Annotated in this window: 13 protein-coding genes; 8 read left to right on the forward strand and 5 right to left on the reverse strand. The window is 66.5% G+C overall.

The window, feature by feature from the left end; translation table 11 throughout:
* Positions 1-135: 135 nt before the first annotated feature.
* On the forward strand, positions 136-1,950 hold the full coding sequence (gene rho, locus PJ250_RS05460) for a transcription termination factor Rho (protein ID WP_271647541.1): 1,815 nt from the start codon (positions 136-138) through the stop codon (positions 1,948-1,950).
* Positions 1,951-2,070: 120 nt separating this feature from the next.
* Here rho and PJ250_RS05465 read toward each other — a convergent pair whose 3' ends face one another.
* Positions 2,071-2,931 carry an energy transducer TonB gene (locus PJ250_RS05465; RefSeq protein ID WP_271647542.1) on the reverse strand — a complete coding sequence of 287 codons (861 nt, stop codon included), beginning with the start codon at positions 2,929-2,931 and terminating at the stop codon, positions 2,071-2,073.
* Positions 2,932-3,079: 148 nt separating this feature from the next.
* Between PJ250_RS05465 and PJ250_RS05470 the strand changes: the two genes are divergently transcribed.
* Positions 3,080-4,876, forward strand: coding sequence for a monovalent cation:proton antiporter-2 (CPA2) family protein (locus PJ250_RS05470; protein ID WP_271647544.1), 1,797 nt, complete (start codon positions 3,080-3,082; stop codon positions 4,874-4,876).
* 52 nt (positions 4,877-4,928) lie between these two features.
* On the opposite strand, the gene PJ250_RS05475 is transcribed toward PJ250_RS05470, so the two are convergent.
* The 3 genes from PJ250_RS05475 to PJ250_RS05485 are packed head-to-tail and all read right to left on the reverse strand — an operon-like array spanning position 4,929 to position 8,889.
* Positions 4,929-5,282 carry a tRNA-binding protein gene (locus PJ250_RS05475; protein WP_271647546.1) on the reverse strand — a complete coding sequence of 118 codons (354 nt, stop codon included), beginning with the start codon at positions 5,280-5,282 and terminating at the stop codon, positions 4,929-4,931.
* 33 nt (positions 5,283-5,315) lie between these two features.
* Positions 5,316-8,639 (reverse strand): ankyrin repeat domain-containing protein, encoded by a 3,324-nt coding sequence (locus PJ250_RS05480; RefSeq protein ID WP_271647547.1) that lies wholly within the window; start codon positions 8,637-8,639, stop codon positions 5,316-5,318.
* On the reverse strand, positions 8,632-8,889 hold the full coding sequence (locus tag PJ250_RS05485; RefSeq protein ID WP_271647548.1) for a YcgL domain-containing protein: 258 nt from the start codon (positions 8,887-8,889) through the stop codon (positions 8,632-8,634). The genes PJ250_RS05480 and PJ250_RS05485 overlap by 8 nt, the downstream gene beginning before the upstream one ends.
* 203 nt (positions 8,890-9,092) lie before the next feature.
* On the opposite strand from PJ250_RS05485, the gene PJ250_RS05490 reads away from it, so the two are divergent.
* From PJ250_RS05490 to PJ250_RS05515, 6 genes are all read left to right on the forward strand, one after another.
* Positions 9,093-10,286 carry a beta-ketoacyl-[acyl-carrier-protein] synthase family protein gene (locus PJ250_RS05490; RefSeq protein ID WP_271648544.1) on the forward strand — a complete coding sequence of 398 codons (1,194 nt, stop codon included), beginning with the start codon at positions 9,093-9,095 and terminating at the stop codon, positions 10,284-10,286.
* The gene (locus tag PJ250_RS05495; RefSeq protein WP_271647549.1) at positions 10,283-11,068 is read left to right on the forward strand and encodes a beta-ketoacyl synthase chain length factor; all 786 of its coding nucleotides are present in this window, start codon (positions 10,283-10,285) and stop codon (positions 11,066-11,068) included. The genes PJ250_RS05490 and PJ250_RS05495 overlap by 4 nt, the downstream gene beginning before the upstream one ends.
* A gap of 11 nt (positions 11,069-11,079) precedes the next feature.
* Positions 11,080-11,877 (forward strand): glycosyltransferase family 2 protein, encoded by a 798-nt coding sequence (locus PJ250_RS05500; RefSeq protein WP_271648545.1) that lies wholly within the window; start codon positions 11,080-11,082, stop codon positions 11,875-11,877.
* On the forward strand, positions 11,878-13,503 hold the full coding sequence (locus tag PJ250_RS05505; RefSeq protein ID WP_271647550.1) for an NAD(P)/FAD-dependent oxidoreductase: 1,626 nt from the start codon (positions 11,878-11,880) through the stop codon (positions 13,501-13,503). It begins immediately after the preceding gene.
* An 811-nt stretch (positions 13,504-14,314) separates the two neighbouring features.
* Positions 14,315-19,042 (forward strand): RHS repeat-associated core domain-containing protein, encoded by a 4,728-nt coding sequence (locus PJ250_RS05510; protein ID WP_271647552.1) that lies wholly within the window; start codon positions 14,315-14,317, stop codon positions 19,040-19,042.
* On the forward strand, positions 19,035-19,577 hold the full coding sequence (locus PJ250_RS05515) for an Imm57 family immunity protein (RefSeq protein WP_271647554.1): 543 nt from the start codon (positions 19,035-19,037) through the stop codon (positions 19,575-19,577). Before PJ250_RS05510 ends, PJ250_RS05515 begins: the two co-directional genes overlap by 8 nt.
* Before the next feature lie 284 nt (positions 19,578-19,861).
* Here the strand turns inward: PJ250_RS05515 and fabG are convergent, their stop codons facing one another.
* Positions 19,862-20,605 (reverse strand): 3-oxoacyl-ACP reductase FabG, encoded by a 744-nt coding sequence (gene fabG / locus PJ250_RS05520; RefSeq protein ID WP_271647556.1) that lies wholly within the window; start codon positions 20,603-20,605, stop codon positions 19,862-19,864.
* Between the last annotated feature and the right edge of the window lie 244 nt (positions 20,606-20,849).

The following is a 20,849-nucleotide window of genomic DNA, read 5'->3' on the forward strand; positions in this document are numbered from 1 at the left end:
TACTGTCAAGACATCCGGCGCTCGGGGCTTTCGCGCCGCACCCCCTCTGCAGTACCACACACCCTCACTTCAACAGCCGCCCGCGCCCGTTCGTGCCGCCGGCAGGCTCGCAACCTCTCAGCGAGGAATCGCACTTTGTCCGACAGCAATGAAACCGGCGCCGTTACCGCCGAGAAGCGCGTGCGCAAGCCGCGCGTGAGCAAGGCCGCCGCCAGCAAGACCGATACCGCGGCCCCGCAGGCCGCCCTGGCCCTCGACACCGCCCCGCCCGCCGCCAAACCGGCCGAAGCACCGGCTCCGCCGCGTGCCACGCCAGCGCCGCCCGCCCCGACCCCCGCCCCGCAAGCCGAAGCTTCTGCGCCCACGCCGCGCGCCGAAGGAGGCAATGAGTCCGCAGGCGGCGAGCCGCGCAACAGCGGTCAGCAGGTCACCGCGGAAGGTGGCCAGCAGCACAACGGCCAGAATGGGCAGAACGGCGGCGGCAATGGCCAGCGCCCGCAGCACAACGCCCAGCAGAACAACGGCCCGCAGGGCCAGGGCGGCCGCCGCGAGCGCTTCCGCAATCGCCGTGACCGCGACCGCAACCGCGGTGGCGGCGGCGACCGCTTCAACGATGGTTTCCCGCAGGACGGCGCCAGTGACAATTTCGTCCCGCGCCCGCATCCGCAGGTCCCCGAGGGCTTCCCGCAGTATTCGCTGAGCGACCTCAAGCGCATGCCGGCGCACAAGCTGCTGGAGATCGCCGAGCAGCTGCAGATCACCGACGGGGTGGCCCGCGCCCGCAAGCAGGACGTGATTTTCGCCCTGTTGAAGGTGCTGACCCGCCATGGCGAAGGCGTGGCCGCCGACGGCGTGCTGGAAATCCTGCCCGATGGCTTCGGCTTCCTGCGCGCGGCCGAGGCCAGCTACCTGGCCGGCCCTGACGATACCTACATCTCGCCCAGCCAGATCCGTCGCTTCAACCTGCGCACCGGCGACCACATCGCCGGCCGCATCCGCTTCCCCAAGGACGGCGAGCGCTACTTCGCGCTGAACATCGTCGACACCATCAACGGTGAGCCGATCGAGGCCAGCAAGGGCAAGGTGCTGTTCGAGAACCTGACCCCGCTGTTCCCGCGCAAGCGCTTCACCCTGGAGCGCGGCAACGGCTCGTCCGAGGACATCGCCGGCCGCATCCTGGACCTGATGGCACCGCAGGGCAAAGGCCAGCGCGCCCTGATCGTCTCCCCGCCTAAGGCCGGTAAGACGATGATGATGCAGCAGGTGGCCACGGCCATCACCACCAATCATCCAGACGTACACCTGATCGTGCTGCTCATCGACGAGCGTCCGGAAGAAGTGACCGAAATGCAGCGCACCGTGCGCGGCGAGGTCATCTCCTCCACCTTCGACGAACCGGCCGCGCGCCACGTGCAGGTCGCCGAAATGGTCATCGAGCGCGCCAAGCGCCTGGTCGAGCACAAGAAGGACGTGGTGATCATGCTCGACTCGATCACCCGCCTGGCCCGCGCTTACAACAACGTGGTGCCCTCCTCGGGCAAGGTGCTCACTGGCGGCGTGGACGCCAACGCCCTGCATCGCCCGAAGCGCTTCTTCGGCGCGGCGCGCAACGTGGAGGAAGGCGGCTCGCTGACCATCATCGCCACCGCGCTGGTGGAGACCGGCTCGAAGATGGACGAGGTGATCTACGAAGAGTTCAAGGGCACCGGCAACAGCGAAGTGCATCTGAATCGTCGCATCACCGAGAAGCGCGTGTACCCGGCCATCGACATCAACCGCTCGGGCACCCGTCGCGAGGACCTGCTGATCGAGCCGGAGCTGCTGCAGAAGATCTGGATCCTGCGCAAGCTGCTGCACCCGATGGACGAAATCGCCGCGATGGAGTTCATGCTCGACAAGATGAAGAACACCAAGTCCAACGACGAGTTCTTCTCTTCGATGAAGCGCTAAGGCCTCGGGCCCGACTGCCGCAAAAAAGCCCCGCTTGCGCGGGGCTTTTTTGATCCGGGGGTCTTACCGCCGGTCTGGTCCGACCCTGGTTTCTTACGAGCCCAGAATCGCTCCGCCACCTCAGCTGGCGCCAAGCGGCGAGCGCAGGTGCAGGCCGACCCCCACCTGGCTGGGCTGCCCGGCCGCGCCGGCATCCACGCCCGCGTCGGCGGCCATGTCCGGCGTTGCCCACGGCACAGGCTGGCGTGGCCCGGGGACGTAGGCGCGCCAGTGGTTCTCCCCTTTGGACGGCAAGTCCTCACCGACGCTGAAGGACACCGGCACGCGCACCTGCCAGTACGCATCGTCGACCGTGTCTCCGCGCGTGGGCGGGGTAAAGGACCAGTGCCTCGCGCCGCTGAGGGCGGCCTGCTCCAGGATGCGGCGCCACTTGTCCATCCTCGGCGCGCTGTCCACGACGCGCAGGTTGGTCTGCTCGGCCGCGACATCTTCGACCTGGCCGTCCCGCCCAACCCGCACCAGCACATAGACATCGCCCCCCACGCCGCTCTGCGCCGCCGCCATGGGGTAGGAAGGCGGCTTCATGTCGCGACTTTGCACGCGCTCGCCCGGCTCAGGCTCACCGTCGAACTGCGCGCTGACCACGCTCAGGCCATAGCGATCCTCGCCCAGCTTGCGGGCCACCAGGCGCAGGCGCATGAGCGAGCGCGCCGCGACGGCATGCCCTTCCCGCTCCACCGGCTCGAAGCGCCAGGCGGGAATCAGCTGGTCCAGCAGCCCGGTCACTTCCGGCGGCAGGTCCTCTCGCCCGGCGACGCTGAAGTTGCGCACCTGACCCTGCGGGCTGATCTGGATCTCGCCGGACACCAGCATGGACGCCTCGACCGTCTGGCGTACCGCCCTGGCCGTCTGCGCCTGGGCGCCCATCGACAGCATCAGCAGGGCCACGCCCCCTCCTGTCCACCATCCCATTTTCGGCATGGTCCGCGCTCCTTTGCGATTGAAGAGCAGCCAGCGTAGATGCAGGAATCGCGTCAGGCAAAACCGGGATTGAACACAGCATCCAGCACGCGTCCTCCCCCGGCGCGCGAGGCGCACCGCATAATGCGGGCCGTTCCTGGAGATTCCTATGCACAGCGGCGGCCTCGAAATTGCCCTGCTCTTCTTGCTGGCTGGCGTCATCGCCGTCCCGGCGTTCAAGCGCTTCGGGCTGGGCGCGGTGCTGGCCTACCTGGCCGCTGGCGTTGCGCTGGGGCCGTTCGGCTTCGGCTTCGTGCGCGATGCCGAGCGCATCCTCAACGCCTCGGAAGTCGGCGTGGTGATGCTGCTGTTCGTGATCGGGCTGGAGCTTTCGCCCTCGCGCCTGAAGGTGATGCGCAAGCCGGTCTTCGGCACCGGTGGCCTGCAGGTGCTGCTGAGCACCCTGCTGCTGGGCGGGATCTGCCTGGCGCTGGGCCTGAGCTGGAAGGCCGCGCTGGTGGTCGGCATGGGCCTGGCGCTGTCGTCCACGGCGGTGAGCCTGCAACTGCTCGCAGAGCGCAAGGAGCTGACCACCGATTACGGACGCACCGGCTTTGCGGTGCTGCTGTTCCAGGACCTGGCGGCGATCCCGTTGCTGGCGGCCATCCCGCTGCTGGGCGGCGCCAAGAACCAGACCCTGACCTGGTCGATGGCGCTCCACGCGGTGGGCGCCATCGTCATCGTTATCGTGTTCGGGCGCCTGCTGCTGCGGCAGATGTTCCGCATCGTGGCGCGCACGCGCATGCCCGAGGTCTTCACCGCCAGCGCGCTGCTGGTGGTGCTGGGCACGGCGTGGTTCATGCAGCTGGCGGGACTGAGCGCCGGCCTGGGCGCGTTCCTGGCCGGCGTGCTCCTGTCCGATTCGGAATTCCGGCACGAGCTGGAATCGCAGATCGAGCCCTTCAAGAGCCTGCTGCTGGGGCTGTTCTTCATCGCCATCGGCATGACCGTGGACCTGGACCGCATCCGCAACGAACCGTGGATCATCGCCGCCGGCGTCGTCGCGCTGCTGCTGATCAAGGTGGGCGTGCTGGTCGCGCTCGGGCGCTGGCAGCAGCAGATGACCTGGCGCTCGGCGCTCAAGCTGGGCGGCGTGTTGTGGCTGGGCGGTGAGTTCGCCTTCGTGGTGTTCAACCAGGCCGAGGCCTCGCAGCTGCTGAGCACCGAGCACCATGACCGGCTGGTGGCCATGGTCGGCCTGTCGATGGCGGCCACCCCGCTGCTGCTCATCGCCGCCGGGCGCTGGCTGGACAAGGCCCCGGTCGGTCCCAAGCGCGCCTTCGAAGAGGTCGACGATCTGCAGCCCCAGGTGCTGATCGCCGGCATGGGACGCTTCGGCCAGATCGTGGCCCGCCTGCTGACCGCCCAGCGCGTGCCGTTCGTGGCGCTCGAGCACAGCCCGGAGACGGTCGACACGCTGCGCCGCTTCGGCACCGCGCGCCTGTTCTACGGCGACCCCACCCGCCCGGACCTGCTGCGCGCGGCCGGCGCGCAGCACTGCAAGGTCTTCGTGGTGGCCATGGATGACCCCGACACCAACATCAAGGCCACCCGCCTGATCCGGCGCATGTACCCGACGGCCACGGTGCTGTCCCGCGCGCGCAACCGCCAGCACGCCTGGCGCCTGATGGACCTGAGCGCCGAGCCCTTCCGCGAGACCTTCGGTTCCAGCCTGGAGATGGGCGAACGGGTCATGACCGCGCTGGGCGTGGACGCGGCCACGGCCGCCGAGCACACCCAGCGTTTCCGCGCCCATGACGAGAAGCTGCTGCGCGAGCAGTACCTGATCTATGACGACGAAGCGGCACTGCTGCAGACCTCCAAGGACGCGCGCCGCGACCTGGAACGCCTGTTCGCCGCCGATACCCAGACCTCGACCGACGGCGACACCGCCAGCCGTCCGTAGCCGGCCCTGCGATTCCAATCAACGGTCGCGCCGCGCGATCCTCGCCGGGTGCTCAGCCCAGGCGCGATCCATTGGGAACGGGCCGCTCCAGCGCGCTGACCACCACACCGGCCTCGGTGTAGACACCGGTCAGCAGGAACTGCGACTTGAACGGGCCGATCTGCTTTTCGGAGAAGTTGATCACCCCGATGATCTGCCGGCCCACCAGGTCCTGCGGCGCGTACAGATCGACGATCTGCGCGCTGGTCTTGCGCTCGCCGTAGGGGCCGAAATCCACCCAGACCTTATAGGCCGGGCGCCGGGCTTCGGGAAACGGTTCGACCCGCAGCACCGTGCCGGCGACCATCAGCACGCGGTCGAACTCGGACCAGGTGATGGATTCGGCGATGACCGGGCTGGTGGACATGAGGGCGCTGCAGTGGGTCCGATCGGGGCCTGATCAGCGCGGATCGCGCAGATAGCGGGCGATGGGCGTGCCGTTGCCGGGCACCAGCGCCGGGGCGAGTTCGCCGGCCACGTCAACGAAGCCGCGCATGATCGCCACCTCGCGCGCGCTGCGGCCCAGGCCATCGCGCAGTTCCGGATCGGCGCCGGCGCGCAGCAGCCGCTGGACCACCCGCAGCAAGCCATGCAGTGCCGCCAGATGCAGGGGCCCGAAGCCGCGCGGATCGCGCGCCTCCAGCGAGACCTCTTCGTCCAGCAAGCGCTCGAGCCCGGCCAGGATGACGTCCTCGTCGCAGGACGTCCCTGGCTCGGCGCGCGCACCGAGCAAGAGCAACAGCGGGGTCACGGTGGCCGCATCCGCGCCATCGGCTTGCGCGCCGGCCAGCAGCAAGGTGTCCAGCAGCGCCAGCAGCCGGGCGCGATCGTGGGCGATGAAGCCGAACAGGCAGGCGCAGTGCAGCGAGGTCAGGCCCTGGGCGTCGGCGGCATGCACGTCGGCGCCCGCGGTGAGCAGGCGCGCGGCGATGTCCGGCAGGCCCAGCGCCGCGGCCAGCATCAGCACGCTGACGCCTCCGGGCAGGCGGTATTCCAGATCGGCACCGGCGTCGAGCAATGCGCCGACGATGCCGGCCTGGCGCATGCTCACCGCCGCCGACAGCGGCGTGGCGCCCGTACGCGCGGCGCATTGCGGATCGGCCCCGTGGGCGAGCAGCAGGTCGACCACCGGACGGTGTCCACCGCCGGCGGCGCGCAGCAGCGCGCTGCAGCCCTGGACGTCGGGGGCGTCGACCGGGAAGCCGAGGTCCAGCAGCTTGCGCACCGCATCGGCATCGCCGGCCATCGCGGCCAACGGCAGATCGCCGGGACGCAGCGTGCGGCCGGGCAGGGTCCAGCCGCGCCAATCCAGCCAGTCGGCCAGATCGCGCCGGCCACTGGATAGGGCCACGCCCAGCGGGGTCTGCCCATCCGCGGCGCGGGCGTCGGGCGAGGCGCCACCGGCGATCAGGCGGCGCACCATCGGCACGTTGCCCAGCGCCGTGGCCAGGTGCAAGGCGGACATGCCGCGCGCATCGCGGGTTTCGCGATCCACGCCGATCACCAGCAAGGCGTCGACCAGCGGCGCCCAGTCCAGGCGCACGGCCAGGGACAGGGGCGGATCGCCGGCGGGCGAGGTGGCAAAGGGGTCGGCGCCGCGCTGCAGCAGTTCCAAGGCCAGCGCCTGCGCGCCAACCGAATCGGTCCCTGGACTGCAGGCAGCCAGGAAACGCGCAAGGCCGGCCCCGCCCGCAGGCGACAGCCCGGCATCAAGCAAGACTCGAATCACCGGCTGCGCCGCCGGGCCTCGCGCCAGGTTGGCGTGCAGCGGCACGTCCCCGCGCACGTCGCGCTCCTCGCCTGCGGCACGGTGGCGCAGCAGCCAGGCCACGGCCTGGGGTGAGGCGAACAGCGCCGGCGCATGCAGGAGGCTGCCCAGTTCTGCGGGGGTGCACAGGCGCGCCAGTTCGGCCAGGCCGTTGAACTGGCCGCGTTCGAGCGCCTCGCGCAGCAGGCCCAGCGGAGCCTGGTCCGGCGGCGGTTGCTGGCCCTCGCTGGCCGAGACGGCATTGGGCAGCGGGTAGTCCGGATCCAGCACGGCCACCAGCGACCAACGTCCGGCGGCGGCGGCCAGATCGCTGGCACGCTGCCCGTCGGGCGTGCGTCGCGCCGGATCCAGGCCCAGCGTCAGCAGGCGCTGCACCAGGGCCGGGGTCACCCGCTCGGCCGCGCAGGCCAGCATCAGCGCATCGCGCCCCCGCGCATCGACGGCCTGGCAGTCGGCGCCGGCCGCGGCCAGGGTGTCGAGCACGCGGTGGCGTCCGCCTCGGGCCGCTTCCAGCCAGGGCGTGGCCTGCGCGTCGTCGCGCGCATCCACGCTGGCGCCGGCTGCCAGGAGCGCGGCCAGGATGTCCTCGTGTCCGGCGAAGGCGGCCTCGTGCAGGGCGCTGCGTCCGCCCGTCCCACGCGCATCCACCTTGGCCTTGTGACGCAGGAGCAGCTGCACGCCGGCAGCGTCGTCTTCCTCGGTGGCCGCCGCGGCGACCAGGACCGGCTGGGCGCCAGCGGCCTCAGGCCGGGCCCCGCGCTCGAGCAGGAACTTGGCCAGGCGCCAGTTGCCGGCCAGGCAGGCGATGCCCAGCGGGGTTAGCCCGTCGCGGTTGCAAGCATCCAGTTCGGCGGCGGCATCGCGCAACAGCGCAGCCACGCCCGGATCGGAACTGCGCGCGGCGTGGTGCAGGGGGGTGTTGCCGTCGCGATCGGCCTGGCGCGGATCGGCCCCGTTGGTCAGCAGGGTAGTCACCGCGTCGGGACGGCCATGCCAACTGTCGCGGGTCGCGGCAAGCAGCGGGGTCATGCCGGCGTGGGCCTGGTTGAGGTCGATTCCGCGGGCGATCAGCTGGCGCAGCAGTCGAAGATCGGGCAGCACCGCCGCCAGCACGGCCAGGCTGCGCTGGTCGCGGGCATCGGCGGGCGGCAGTGCCCGTGGATCGGCGCCGGCCTCGATCAATTCAAGCGCACGCTCGACCCGGCCACTGCGGGCGGCCTCGTACAGCGCGGCGACCTGCGCCGGCCCTGACGCCGGACGCGGCGCGGGGGCGAGGACCGGCTCCATCACGGGCGCCGGGGGCTGGGGCCGGGCCGCCGCGCGGCCGGGCATTTCCAGGACCGGAAGGCCACCGCTGCGCGGGGTGCGCTGCAGGCCCCAGTGCATCAGCGGCAGGGCAATCACGTAGACCGCCGCCCCCAGACCACGCAGGTGGCCGGGCCACAGCGCCGGCCACGCAAGCGCCAGACCCGTACCGATGGCGAGCGCGGCCGCGAACGCGACAACCAGGCCATGCCAGTCGCCCGCATCGCGCTCGAGCATGAGGCGCCAGTGCCGCGACAGGCGCCCGCCCTGGCATTCCACCGCTTGCCACAGCGGCCAGGTGCGCCACAGCAGAATCAGGGACAGGCCGGCCGCCGCGCTCAGGCCCAGCGCCGCGCCCAGGCTGCCGCCGTCGCGCAGGCGCTGCAGCGGCCAGGCCAGCAGCAGGGCCATGCCGGCGAACCCGCCCGCCCAGACCGCCAGCAGGGCCAGCAGGTCGCGCCGCAGGAAGCCGGCGCCGGCCATGCCGCGGGTCCGCGCGTGCCAGGACACGGCCAAGGCGAACGCCGGCTGCGCCAGCCAGGCGCCGGCCACGGCCAGCCAGCCGCCGAAGTAACTCAGCCCCGCCAGCACCAGGCCGGCGCCCATCGCGGCGGCCACGGCGGGCATCGGCGAACGGCCAGCATCAGGCATCGGGCGTTTCCCCGAGCAGCGGCTTGGGCGGGAACTGGAGGTGGAACCCGCGCGTGGCCAGGTTCTGGCGGACCACCGCCACGTCCTCGCGGGCCAGCTTGCGCTCGGGGGTCAGGGTCACGTCCAGGACGAAGGCCAGCTCACCCACCTGCGTGCGCAGCGGCTCGGGCAGGCAGGCGAAATCGTCACGCACGGCCAGATAGACGTAAGTGTCGGCCTTGCGCAGGCTCTTGTAGACGAACGCTTGCATCAGGCGCGTGCGGAAGGTTCTTGAAGGAAAGTGTCACGATTGTGCGGGAATTGACGCAACGACGGAACCCGACGAGCGCCAGGCGCGCGTGCGGGCTTCAGGTGCCTGACCAGCACGGCGTCGGTGCACAGCGCATCGACGACGCGTGGCTATACTCGTCTGTCATCTTTTGACACATCCCGCTGATGCCGTCCCAGCCCCGCATGACGCCCCTGGCGATCACGGCCTACACCGCCACCACCGCCCTGGGCGCCGGCCGCCAGGCCCAGGCCCAGGCCCTCGACCAGCGCCGCAGTGGCCTGCGCGAGAACGATTTCGGACCCGCGCCGCGGTTGGATTGCTGGATCGGCCGGGTGGACGGCGTCGAGGACGTCACCCTGCCGCCGGAGCTGGCGCAGTGGGACTGCCGCAACAACCGCCTGGCCTGGCTGGCCCTGCAACAGGATGGGCTGCTGGAAGCGGCAAGTGCGGCGGGCGCGCGCTACGGCACCCACCGGGTGGCCGTGATCGTGGGCACCTCGACCTCCAGCATCGGGGCCAGCGAAGAGGCCTATACCCGCTTGGAAGAAGACGCCGAGGGCGCGCGCTTTCCCGACGACCTGCAGCGGCCCATCGTGCACACCCCGCACTCGCTCGGGGATTTCGTCCAGCACGCCACCGGCCTGGCCGGCCCCTGCATGACCGTGGCCACGGCGTGCTCTTCCAGCGCCAAGGTCTTCGCCCAGGCCGCACGTCTGATCGCCGCCGGGCTGGCCGATGCCGCGCTGGTCGGCGGCGTAGACACCCTGTGCGGCAGCGTGCTGTACGGCTTCAACTCGCTGCAGTTGGTATCCAGGAACAAGTGCATGCCTTTCGACGCGGCCCGTGACGGGCTTTCGTTGGGCGAAGCCGGCGGCTTCGCCCTGGTCGAGCGCCCCGAGGCCGCCGACGGCGCCGTGCAGTTGCGCGGCTACGGCGAATCCAGCGACGCCCACCACATGTCCGCCCCGCACCCGGAGGGCCTGGGCGCGCAGCTGGCCATGCGCAATGCACTGGCCCGCGCCGGCATCGAGGCCGATCAGCTGGACTACCTCAATCTGCACGGCACCTCGACCCCGGCCAACGACACGGTCGAGGCGATCGCGGTGGCGGCCATGTTCCCCGACACCCTGCATGCGGCCTCGACCAAGGCCTGGACCGGCCATACCCTGGGCGCGGCGGGCATCGTCGAATCGGTGTTCGCGCTCATCGCGCTGGAGACTGGGCAACTGCCCGGCACGCTCAATTCCCAGACCCCCGATCCGGCCTGCGGTCCGCAGATCCGCTTCGCGCCCGAGCGGCGCACGGTGCAGTACGCCATGAACAACTCCTTCGGCTTTGGCGGCAACAATTGCGCGCTGGTGTTCGGCCGCGCATGAAGTCGCCTGTCCTGTCCGCCCGCATCGCGGGCATCGGTTTCTGGTGTCGCGGCCTGCCCTCCTGGGACGCCGCGCAGTCCTTTGCCCGGGGCGGCGCCCTGCCCGAGCAGGCGCCGGCCAAGCCTGCGCCGCAGCTGCTGGCCCCCAACGAGCGGCGCCGTGCGCCGGAGACGGTGGCCGTGGCCTTGGAAGTGGCCCTGGCCGCCTGCCAGGCCGCCGGGCGTGATCCCAAGCTGCTGCCGTCGGTGTTCACCTCCACCCACGGCGACCTGGCCATCACCGACTACATGTGCCGGCAGCTGGCCGAGGATCCGGCCGGAATCTCGCCGATCCGCTTCCACAACTCGGTGCACAACGCCGCGGCTGGCTACTGGACCATCGGCGCCGGGACCCATGCCCCGGCCACCGCGCTGAGCGCCTTCCATGGCAGCTTCGCGCAGGGCCTGCTTGAAGCCCTGACCCAGCTGGCCACCGACACCGATGAAGTGCTGCTGGTGGGTTACGACAGCCAGTCGGCCGGGCCGCTGGGCCGGGTCTCGCACAGCCAGGGTCTGCTGGGCGCTGCGCTGGTCCTGAGCCGCACCGGCGAGGGCGCCGTGCTGCGCGCCAGTCTGGGCAGCGGCGGTCGCGACCGCGCCCCGGCCGGCCCGCTGGAACACCACGCCGCCGGCAACGCGATGGCGCCGATGCTGCCGCTGTTCGATGCGCTGGCCGCTGGCGCGTCGCACGCCCACCTGGACGCAGGCAACGGTGACGCGCTGCATGTGGAGCTCGCGCGGTGACGGCGCTGACGATGCAGGACGTGGCGGTGGTCATCCCCGCGCTCAACGAGAAACTGCGCATCCGCGAAGTGGTCAGCGACGCGCTGGCCGTGTGCCCGCACGTCATCGTGGTCGACGATGGCTCGGACGACGGCACCAGCGCCTGCCTGAACGGCCTGCCGATCACCCTGATCCGCCATCCGCGGCGCATGGGCAAGGGTGCGGCGCTGCGCACCGGTTTCGCCGAGGCCGCTCGCATCGGCGCACAGGGCGTGATGACCATGGACGGCGACGGCCAGCACAAGGCCAGCGACTTCCCGCGCATGCTCGAAGCCGCCAACGCTTACCCGGGTTGGGTGGTCAACGGCGCGCGCCTGCGCAAGCGCGCCAGCCAGCCGACCATCCGCCGCATCGGCAACGACTTCGGCGACTGGGGCATCGCCTGGGCCTGTGGCTTCCGCCTGCGCGACACCCAGAGCGGGCAGCGCTTCTATCCGCGCAGTGTGTTCACGCTCGAAGGGGTGGAAGGCGAGGGCTTCGTGTTCGAGGCACAGATGCTGATTTCCGCCGCGCGCCGCGCCAACGCGCGGCTGGTCTCGGTGCCGGTGGAAACCCGCTACCTGCACCTGGAAGGCGGCGAGTTCCGCCAAAGCCATTTCCGCCTGGTCCACGATCTGGTCAAGATCACCGCGCACGTGGTGAGGCAGGTCTTTGCGTACGGCCACGTGCTGCGTGAATATCGCAACGCGCGCCGGCAGCCGCCGGTGATCCACGATCCCTCCGGTGAGTTCGCAACGGTACCCGCATCGTCTGCCGCCAAGGACGCCTAGATGACACAGCACACCGATGTCGCCATCCTCGGCGGGGGCCTGGCCGGCCTGACCCTGGCTTTGCAGCTCAAGCGCCAGGATCCGGGTATGCAGGTGCAGGTGATCGAACGTCGCCGCCACCCGGTGGCCGAAGCGGCCTTCAAGGTGGGCGAATCGACCGTGGAAATCGGTGCGCACTACCTGGCCGACGTGCTGGACCTGCGCGCCCACCTGGATGCCGAGCACCTGCGCAAGTTCGGATTCCGCTTCTTCTTCTCCGATGGGCGCCACGATGTGGACCGCTGCACCGAGGTCGGCGTCAGCCAGCTACTGCCCACGCCGTCCTGGCAGATCGACCGCGGCCGCTTCGAGAACTTCCTGGCCCGGCACGCGGCCGAGCATGGCGTGCAATTCGTCGATGGCGCCACCGTGCGCGCCATTGAGCTCGACCAGGACGATGCACCGCACCGGGTGCGCTTCGAACGCGAGGGCGCGCTGCATGCGCTGGAGGCACGCTGGGTGATCGATGCCAGCGGTCGCGCCGGCCTGCTCAAGCGCCAGCTCGACCTGGCCCAGGACAACCCGCATCAGATCCACGCGGTCTGGTGGCGCGTGGACGGCCATGTCGATCCCAACGCCTGGTCGCAGAATCCGGACTGGCTGGCGCGCTGCACCCCGCCGGACCGCTGGCGCTCGACCAACCACATGTGCGGGCCGGGCTACTGGGTGTGGCTGATTCCGCTGTCCTCGGGCGCGCATTCGCTGGGCATCGTGTGCGACACGACGATGCATCCGCTGGAATCGATGAACACCCACGCCAAGGCCATGGATTGGCTGGCGCGGCACCAGCCGCAGGTGGCCGCCACGCTCGCGCGCGAAGAGCACGTGCTGCGCGATTTCGCGTTCTTCCGCAATGTGTCCTACGGCTGCCGACAGGTGTTCGGGGAGCATCGCTGGGCGATCACCGGCGAGGCCGGGCTGTTCCTGGATCCGTTCTACTCGCCGGGCACCGACTTCATCGCCATCTCCAACACCTACGTGGCCGAGCTGATCGCACGCGACCGCGCCGGCAAGGACATCGGCGCCTACGCCAGCGTCTACAACCAGCTCTACCAGGGCTTCTACGAGAACACCCTGACCCTGTACCAAGGCCAGTACGCGCTGTTCGGCGACGCCCAGGTGATGCCGGTCAAGGTGATCTGGGACTACACCTATTACTGGTCGCTGCTCGCACCGCTGTTCTTCGCCGGGCGCCTGACCGACATTTCGCTGCTGGGCCGACTGCGGCCGCTGTTCCAGCGTGGGCGCGCGCTCAACCTGAGCGTGCAGGCCCTGCTGGCCGACTGGGGCCAGCGCAACCTCGCCGCGCCGCCCGTGCTGGAAGACGGCCGCCTACTGGACCAGTACACCATCGGCTGGTTCCACGAACTCAACCGCGCACTCAACGATGTGCTCGACACGGACGCGCTGGCGGCGCGCCTGCAGTCCAACGTCGCGCGCATGGAGTGGCTGGCCGGGGAAATCCTCACCCGTGCGCGGCGCCAGCATCCGGAGATCGACGACCGCGGCCTGGGCGCGCTGCTGGCCGGTACAGAGATGCCGCCGGGCCGCTCGCTGAGTGATGCCTGGTACGCGGAAGCGACTTAGCGCGATCACCGAAAGAGGCGCAATAATTTGCGACTGAAGCTCTCTCTTCCCAAGCGCAGCACTAGGCATTGAGGGAGTCCCTAGGCGTCCATTACCAGCATTTGAGCGCCGAGGAGCAGGGTACGGTATCGGCGTTGCGGCAGCGCAAGGCCTCCATCCGCGAAGTGGGTAGCGTGCTGAATCGTGCGTCGAGCACTATCTGCCGCGCACTGCGCCGCAAGGGCGATCACGCCAGCGACCTCCTGGGCCACAGCCCCGGCTACCAGACCACTTTGCCGGCGCGCACGCCAGACGCCCGCGTCGCGGGCCATGCACCCCGCGCAAACTCGATCCTAGAGGCCGGATTTGAGCCCACGCCCACAGCCTCCTGGCCCAGCGATGTTTACCCCAACACATTGCATGCAAGCGGAAAAACGTGTCGCAGTGTGGAATCTACGAGAACACCAACGGTCTGCTGCGCCAGACCTGCCTGAGGGCAGGACCCGGGCGTCTACTTCCAACGCTAGCTTGATGCTATCGCCTGTAGAAATAAGTCACCGACCGCACGCACCGACGGGCTTTCGCACGCCAATGGGAGCCTTCTTCGCCCGCCCGAAAGGCCGACCGGATTGATCAGGCGTTGCTGTTGGGACTTGAAACCGCCGAAATAGTTTCACCCCATTGACTTTCAGGCGCCACGCCGAGATAGTCGAGCTGTGCCATCAATTGACCCGCCCAGGCGAATGCACTTGAGCTCACTCACCTGGTCGATGGAACTGCGCGTTTCGATATTCAAGGTCGCGCGACGTGTCATCTTGAAAAAGGGATTTTCATGGAATTATTCGGACGGTCGCTATATACGATCCTGAGGGCACTGCCTAGATACATCTATTCGTCTTCCAAGCAAGCGATGTTAATCATGCTGGCAATGGTGGCGACCACGCAGTATGCGATCTCCCAAGAAATCAAGACGACCTGGAAGTCGACTGACATCGGCGTCAATGTCGGCTATAGCAGCGAGCGATCGGTACAAGATGCCATACAAGTAAAGTGGAAGTCGCAGTCTCCCCCCGACGCCAAATGGACCGTCTCCTCGGTAAAAACGTCTGAGATTGAATCTATATATTTCTATGGAATCGAGCCTGTCAATACGGCCATCGGCCCCTGGCACTACTACAGATATCACCGTAGCGGCAACACTGACATTTATCATGACGATCCTGAGGATGATCAGCAGGTGGTCGCCTACCTGGTAGGCAACATGGTGAATCTATGTGGAGCCGATACTGCGGTCGACGTTACACACGAGGGCTGGGAAAATGCAAAAATCTTGGAGCGGGGAGATAACGGAGATTCCAAGTCCGAATCCTTGAATTACTACTATCACGCTTCTCCCACCACGACTTGTCCATCTGGATTTAATGGATACCACACAGTCTACCGTCGACGCACGACAGACTGCTTCAAATCGAGAAAGTTGAACACATCTAGCCACATGTGCGAATCTCGGTTTGTATCGTTGAAAAGTTATTACTCTCGGCTCGTCGCGCAAAGTGACCAATGCATAGGCAACCCCTGCGATCCAACAACAGGGGATAAGCATGAGTCAGCCATCGATTTTGGACTGGACTGGATTAATTTTACCCGCCATTTCCATTCCGTCATTGGTACCGGCACTTCAGGATTCGGAGCGGGTTGGGGCCATGAACACGCGATCCGATTAAATATTGCTGCTGATAGCGATGGCAGCTTGACAGTATCTTACATTAACCCGCAGGGCTTCCAGATTCCTTTCCGCCTACAAGGCACATCCTACTTGGCTAGTGACGGCAGCGGCGATGTACTGCGCCAGGAGAATGGCGAGTGGGTCTTGGAGCGGGCCGACCGCACCCTGTGCTTCGACGCGCAGGGCAAGGTTCTCTGGCAACGACTGGATAGCGGCCTCCAGTGGACCTACGGCTATACAGGGAAATTGCTGACCACCATTGCAGGCTCGAGCGGTCGCTCGCTGCAACTGGTCTACGACGGCGACCAGGCAAGCGGGAAACTGACCAGCATTGCCAGTGAAGGCGTGGTCTTAGTCGCCTACGGCTACGACGCTGGCGGCATGCTGGCGACCGCTAGCTACGCGGATGGCCGCAATGTGCAGTACCACTATGAAGACCCTGCCTTTCCCGCATTGCTTACCGGGGTTACGCGCGAAGACGGGCAACGCTACAGCACCTTTACCTATGACGCGGCGGGCAGAGCGAGCAGCACCACTCATGCCAACGGGATTGATCGATTCACACTGACCTACCCGGCGACCGGCGGTTCCATTGCGAAAGATCCGCTTGGAAATGTGACCACGTACGGATTGGTCGGCACGCCAACTGGGCGTCCACCACAGTTTTCCGGTGCAAGCGACGAGGCGGGGCAGAGCGATCGCACCTATTATCCCGAATCTGCCGATTTTCGACGCCGCCTGGATACCGAGACCGATCGCAATGGTGTGATCACCAAGCACACCTATGCCGAGGCGACGAAGGGCACGGCGGCACTGGAGGTACATACTGTCCAGGAAGGCCAGGGACTGCCTACTCAGCGGACCACGACGACCCGGACGCTGGCCAATTTCAACCGGCGATCTTCGGTCGAATCGGATGCCCGCCTGACCTCTTACACCCGCAATGCCCGCTTGCAGCCTCTTTCGGTGATCACGACCGACCTGGACTCCGGGCTGTCACGGATGACGACATTCGCCTACTGTGAGGCCGCTGACGTATCTGCCAGCGGCAGCGTCTGCCCTATCCTGGGACTAGTGAAATCGGTCGACGGCTCGCGCACGGACGTGACCGACCTCACCCAGTACGCCTATTACCCAGCCGATGATGCCGGCTGCGCCACTGGCGGCAATTGCGCTTACCGCAAGGGAGACCTGTGGAAGGTCACCAACGCCTTGGGTCAAGTCACCGAGACCCTGGCCTACGATGCGGCCGGCCGGAAGCTGTCGGTCAAGGACCCGAATGGCATGATCACTGACTACAGCTACAGCCCGCGCGGCTGGCTGACCGCCATCAAGCTGCGCGGCACCAACGACGATAGCGAATCGGACGACCGCATTACGACCATCGCCTACTGGCCCACTGGCTTGGTCAAGCAGCTCACCCAGTCCGATGGCGCCTTCACCGCCTACACCTACGACGCGGCCCATCGCCTGACCGATATCAGCGACAACACGGGCAACACGATCCACTACACCCTGGACAATGCGGGTAACCGGATTGCCGAAGACACCAAGGATGCCAGCGGCACACTCAAGCGCACGCTCTCACGCGTCTACAACCAGCTCGGCCAGCTGGAGACGCACGCCGATGCCGCGGCCAACCCCACCGACTTCGGTTACGACCCCAATGGCAACAACACTGCGATCACCGATGCGCTGGGCCATATCACCCAGCAGGATTATGATCCGCTCGACCGGCTTAAGCGCACGCTGCAGGACCCGGGCGGCATTGCCGCGCAGACCCAGTTCACGTACGACGCGTTGGATAACCTGACTCAAGTGACCGACCCCAAGGGCCTGAAGACCACCTACACCTACAATGGCTTGGGCGATCTGACCACGCTGGTCAGCCCCGACACCGGCACCACCCGCTACACCTACGACAGCGCCGGCAACCCGGTCGGCAAGACCGATGCGCAGGGCAGGATCACCACCTACACCTACGATGCGCTCAATCGTTTGACTGAGCAGGCTTACGCCAACACCAGCTTCAACGTCACCTATACCTACGACGCCACGCAGAGCGTGTGCGCTGCTGGTGAAACCTTCACGGTCGGACGCTTGAGCAAGCTGCAGGACGCCAGCGGCTTCGCGCAGTATTGCTATGACCGTTTCGGCAATCTGACCCGCAAGGTGCAGACGACCAATGGCGTCGCCTTGACGCTGCGTTATGCCTACGCACCCGGCGGCCAGCTCAGCGCGATCACTTATCCCGATGGCGCGGTAGTGGATTACCAGCACGATGCGCAAGGCCGCACCACCGAGGTGGGCGTCACCCCCGCCGACGGCGGACGCCAGGTCCTCCTGACCGGCGCGACCTATCACGCGTTCGGTCCGGTGGCCGGCTGGATTTACGGCAATGGACGCCAGCTCAGCCGCACGTTGGATCAGGACTATCGCCCGTTGGCCATCCACGATGGTGGTCCAGGCGGCCTATCGATGGAGTTGGACTACGACGCGGTGGGCAATGTGGATCAACTGCGTCAGGCCGGCACCACACTACCCCAGGTGAGCTTCGGCTACGACGCCTTGAACCGGCTGACTCAGTTCAAGGATGGTCCGACCGGCGCGGTGATCGATGCCTATGGCTACGACCAGACCGGCAATCGCACCAGCGCGACCACGGCCAGCGGCACCACGCTGTATGCCTATCCGAGCAGCAGTCATCGGCTGAGCAGTGTTGGCGGTCTGACGCGCCGTTACGAAAGGACGGGCAACACCATCGGGATTAGCAGCAGCGCGCAGGATTTCTTTTACGACCCGGCGGGGCGGATGAGCAGCGTGCGCCGGAACGGTGCGACGGTGCGCAATTACCAGTACAACGGCAAGGGCGAGCGGGTGCGCAGTTTCCTGGGCGCGGACAGCCGCTACACGCTCTACGACGAGGCCGGGCATTGGATCGGCGACTACAGCGCCAACGGCACGCCCATCCAGCAGGCGATCTGGCTGGACGATCTGCCGGTGGGTTTGCGCAACGAGGCCAGCGGAGCACTGACCTATATCGAGCCCGACCACTTGGGCAGTCCGCGCGTGGTGATCGACCCGGTGACCGACAAGGCCGTATGGAAGTGGGATCTGAAGGGTGAGGCGTTCGGCGCCACCGCGCCGGAAGAGGACCCGGATGGTGATGGCACTTCGTTCAAACTGGATATGCGGTTTCCGGGGCAGCGGTTCGACGCGGCGACGGGACTCAACTACAACTACTTCCGGGATTACGAGCCGACCACTGGGCGGTATAGCCAGAGTGATCCGATTGGGCTCGATGGTGGGATCAGTACATATGCCTATGCCGGGGGGAGTCCCATAAGCAACATTGATCCGCTTGGACTGGCCACTTGTTATTACGGGATAAGCGAAGGAGAACTGTTTTGTGTGCCAGATAGCACAGAAAACGGGGCGCCATTCGCAATCAAAGCTGCATCGGGAAATAATGGATCAGGCCTTCGCTGCAAAAACAATCCACGTTGTACTGATCTGGCAAATCGCGGCCCGATTCCACAAGGCGATTGGAAGTGGGTGCCTGGATATACAGCAAAGCCTAACGGGCGCGTTTTGGCACCGATGCCTGGAACTGAGGATTATGGAAGAGACTTATTCCGGAGTCATAGTTGTGCGAATGCATTTGGTGCATCACTTGGCCCTAAATTTTGTTCTGAGGGATGCGTAACTGGATCAGCATCTGACATACGTAGCCTAAACAAGTTACTTGATGCCGAGCCAGGAAGCACACTTCGAGTTATCGATACTCTTAATCCGAGGCTGCCGCCGCCATTTTGGAGTGAGCTAGATGATTAAAAAAATTTCTCTACCACTTTTCGGCTTGGCCGTTTTGTCCGCGGGGATTTATCTATCTGCGGGAGCGGTCGCTGCTGAAAGCGGGCGACCAGAGCGCGACCTAAATACTGCCGAAGAAGCATTAATCACCTCTTTACTGGCTCATCGAAGCAGTCAGGCTAAGTACATTTGCGTACAGAATAACTACGCATGCTTGGGAGTAGATCCAGTCGAATCCAGCATGGCGCTATTCTCAGCGAGCCAAGATCAATCCGCAAAGGAAAAACTTTTTAGTGCCATTAGATTTAAACTTGATGCAGGGGCAGCCGAGGACTTTTCTTGCTATATATCATTAATGAATCAGAACGATCTTAAACGATTAATATCCAATTCCAATTCCCACTCCCTGATGAAAAGATGTCAAGAGGATGTACGGAGAGCCAAGAAGAGGATTGGATATCCGCTGAGTGCTGAAGCAAGTGATGTGTGCCAAAGTGAAGAGAAGATTAAAGTGGCAATCGAGAATCTCGCTTCCTCTCCAAGATGCGGTGCATGACATGGCATATGAAACTTAATGTAATTCACATTAATAAAATTCGGGGACCGGCGTCCTTATTTTTGGTTCTTTTGGTTGTGGCTGCGGGGGGGTTGGCTAGAAGAGGATGCATGGCTTGGCGGAAGCGTGGCGACCAATACCGCCGTGGGTTGGCTTGCCATTGGCACCAGTATTACGGCTGCGGTGCTACTTTCGACGTCCTCTATCCTGAGTAGCGGTTGGGTTTAGAGTCTGGGGTTGATGATATCGGTGTTGGCCAGTTGTTTGACGCAGGCGGCCGGGGGTCAGCCCATGCCGCCATTGACGCCGATGACTTGGCCGTTGATGTAGCCGGCCGCGTCCGAGCACAGGAAAGCCACCAGCGCGGCGACCTCTTCGGGCTTGCCGGCGCGCGCGGCCGGCACGAGTTGCTTGATCGCCTCCGGTGGGAAGGCCTGGCCGATCATCGCGCCTTCGATCACGCCGGGGGCGACGACGTTGGCGGTGATGCCGCGGCTGCCCATCTCCCGTGCCAGTGACTTGGTCGCCCCATGCAGCGCCGACTTGGCCGCCGCGTAGTTGGTCTGGCCGCGATTGCCGATCACCGCCGCCACCGAGGACACGCTCACCACCCGTCCCCAGCGCGCGCGGGCCATCGGCAGCAGCAGCGGCTGGGTGACGTTGAAGAAGCCATGCAGCGACACGTCGATGACGCGGTGCCACTGCTGCGCGCTCATGCCGGCCATCGGCGCGTCGTCATGAATGCCGGCGTTGTTGACCACGGCATGGACCGGGCCGGCTTCCAGCAGCGCCGCGATCCCCGCCGCGCTGGCCTCGGCGTCGACCACGTCGAAGGCCACCGCCTGGGCCTGGCCGCCGGCATCAATGATCTGCTGGGCCACGCCCTGCGCCTTGGCCAGGTTGCCGTTGGCATGGACGATCACCTCAAAGCCCGCCGCACCCAGGGCCAGGCAGATCGCGCCGCCAAGATCGCCACTGCCACCGGTGACCAGGGCGCGGCGCGCGGATTTTGAAGTCTGTGCACTCATGCGCGTCATGCTAGCAGCCGCAGGAGGTCACACCGCGGTGGGAGCTGCTGCCAAGGCAGCGCTGGGGCCTGCCCGGCAAAGCCCCGTCGTCGCCGTGGCGACTCCCACAACAGAGGCGCTGCATCTGGTCAAAGTCAATTCCCTGCAGGTCGAAGTCGCTTGCCTGTGGGAGCGGCTACAGCCGCGATATGGCCTGCCCGGCCAAGCCCCGTCGTCGCCATGGAAAACTCCCACAACAACAGCT

Origin of the sequence: Pseudoxanthomonas sp. JBR18 (assembly GCF_028198165.1) — a bacterium.
GTDB lineage: Bacteria > Pseudomonadota > Gammaproteobacteria > Xanthomonadales > Xanthomonadaceae > Pseudoxanthomonas_A.

Excerpts from the sequence above, each read along its gene's own strand:
- PJ250_RS05465 (WP_271647542.1), bottom strand. The coding sequence starts at position 2,931 with ATGCCGAAAATGGGATGGTGGACAGGAGGGGGCGTGGCCCTGCTGATG.
- PJ250_RS05470 (WP_271647544.1), top strand. The coding sequence starts at position 3,080 with ATGCACAGCGGCGGCCTCGAAATTGCCCTGCTCTTCTTGCTGGCTGGC.
- PJ250_RS05475 (WP_271647546.1), bottom strand. The coding sequence starts at position 5,282 with ATGTCCACCAGCCCGGTCATCGCCGAATCCATCACCTGGTCCGAGTTC.
- PJ250_RS05480 (WP_271647547.1), bottom strand. The coding sequence starts at position 8,639 with ATGCCTGATGCTGGCCGTTCGCCGATGCCCGCCGTGGCCGCCGCGATG.
- PJ250_RS05485 (WP_271647548.1), bottom strand. The coding sequence starts at position 8,889 with ATGCAAGCGTTCGTCTACAAGAGCCTGCGCAAGGCCGACACTTACGTC.
- PJ250_RS05490 (WP_271648544.1), top strand. The coding sequence starts at position 9,093 with ATGACGCCCCTGGCGATCACGGCCTACACCGCCACCACCGCCCTGGGC.
- PJ250_RS05495 (WP_271647549.1), top strand. The coding sequence starts at position 10,283 with ATGAAGTCGCCTGTCCTGTCCGCCCGCATCGCGGGCATCGGTTTCTGG.
- PJ250_RS05500 (WP_271648545.1), top strand. The coding sequence starts at position 11,080 with ATGCAGGACGTGGCGGTGGTCATCCCCGCGCTCAACGAGAAACTGCGC.
- PJ250_RS05505 (WP_271647550.1), top strand. The coding sequence starts at position 11,878 with ATGACACAGCACACCGATGTCGCCATCCTCGGCGGGGGCCTGGCCGGC.
- PJ250_RS05510 (WP_271647552.1), top strand. The coding sequence starts at position 14,315 with ATGGAATTATTCGGACGGTCGCTATATACGATCCTGAGGGCACTGCCT.
- PJ250_RS05515 (WP_271647554.1), top strand. The coding sequence starts at position 19,035 with ATGATTAAAAAAATTTCTCTACCACTTTTCGGCTTGGCCGTTTTGTCC.
- fabG (WP_271647556.1), bottom strand. The coding sequence starts at position 20,605 with ATGAGTGCACAGACTTCAAAATCCGCGCGCCGCGCCCTGGTCACCGGT.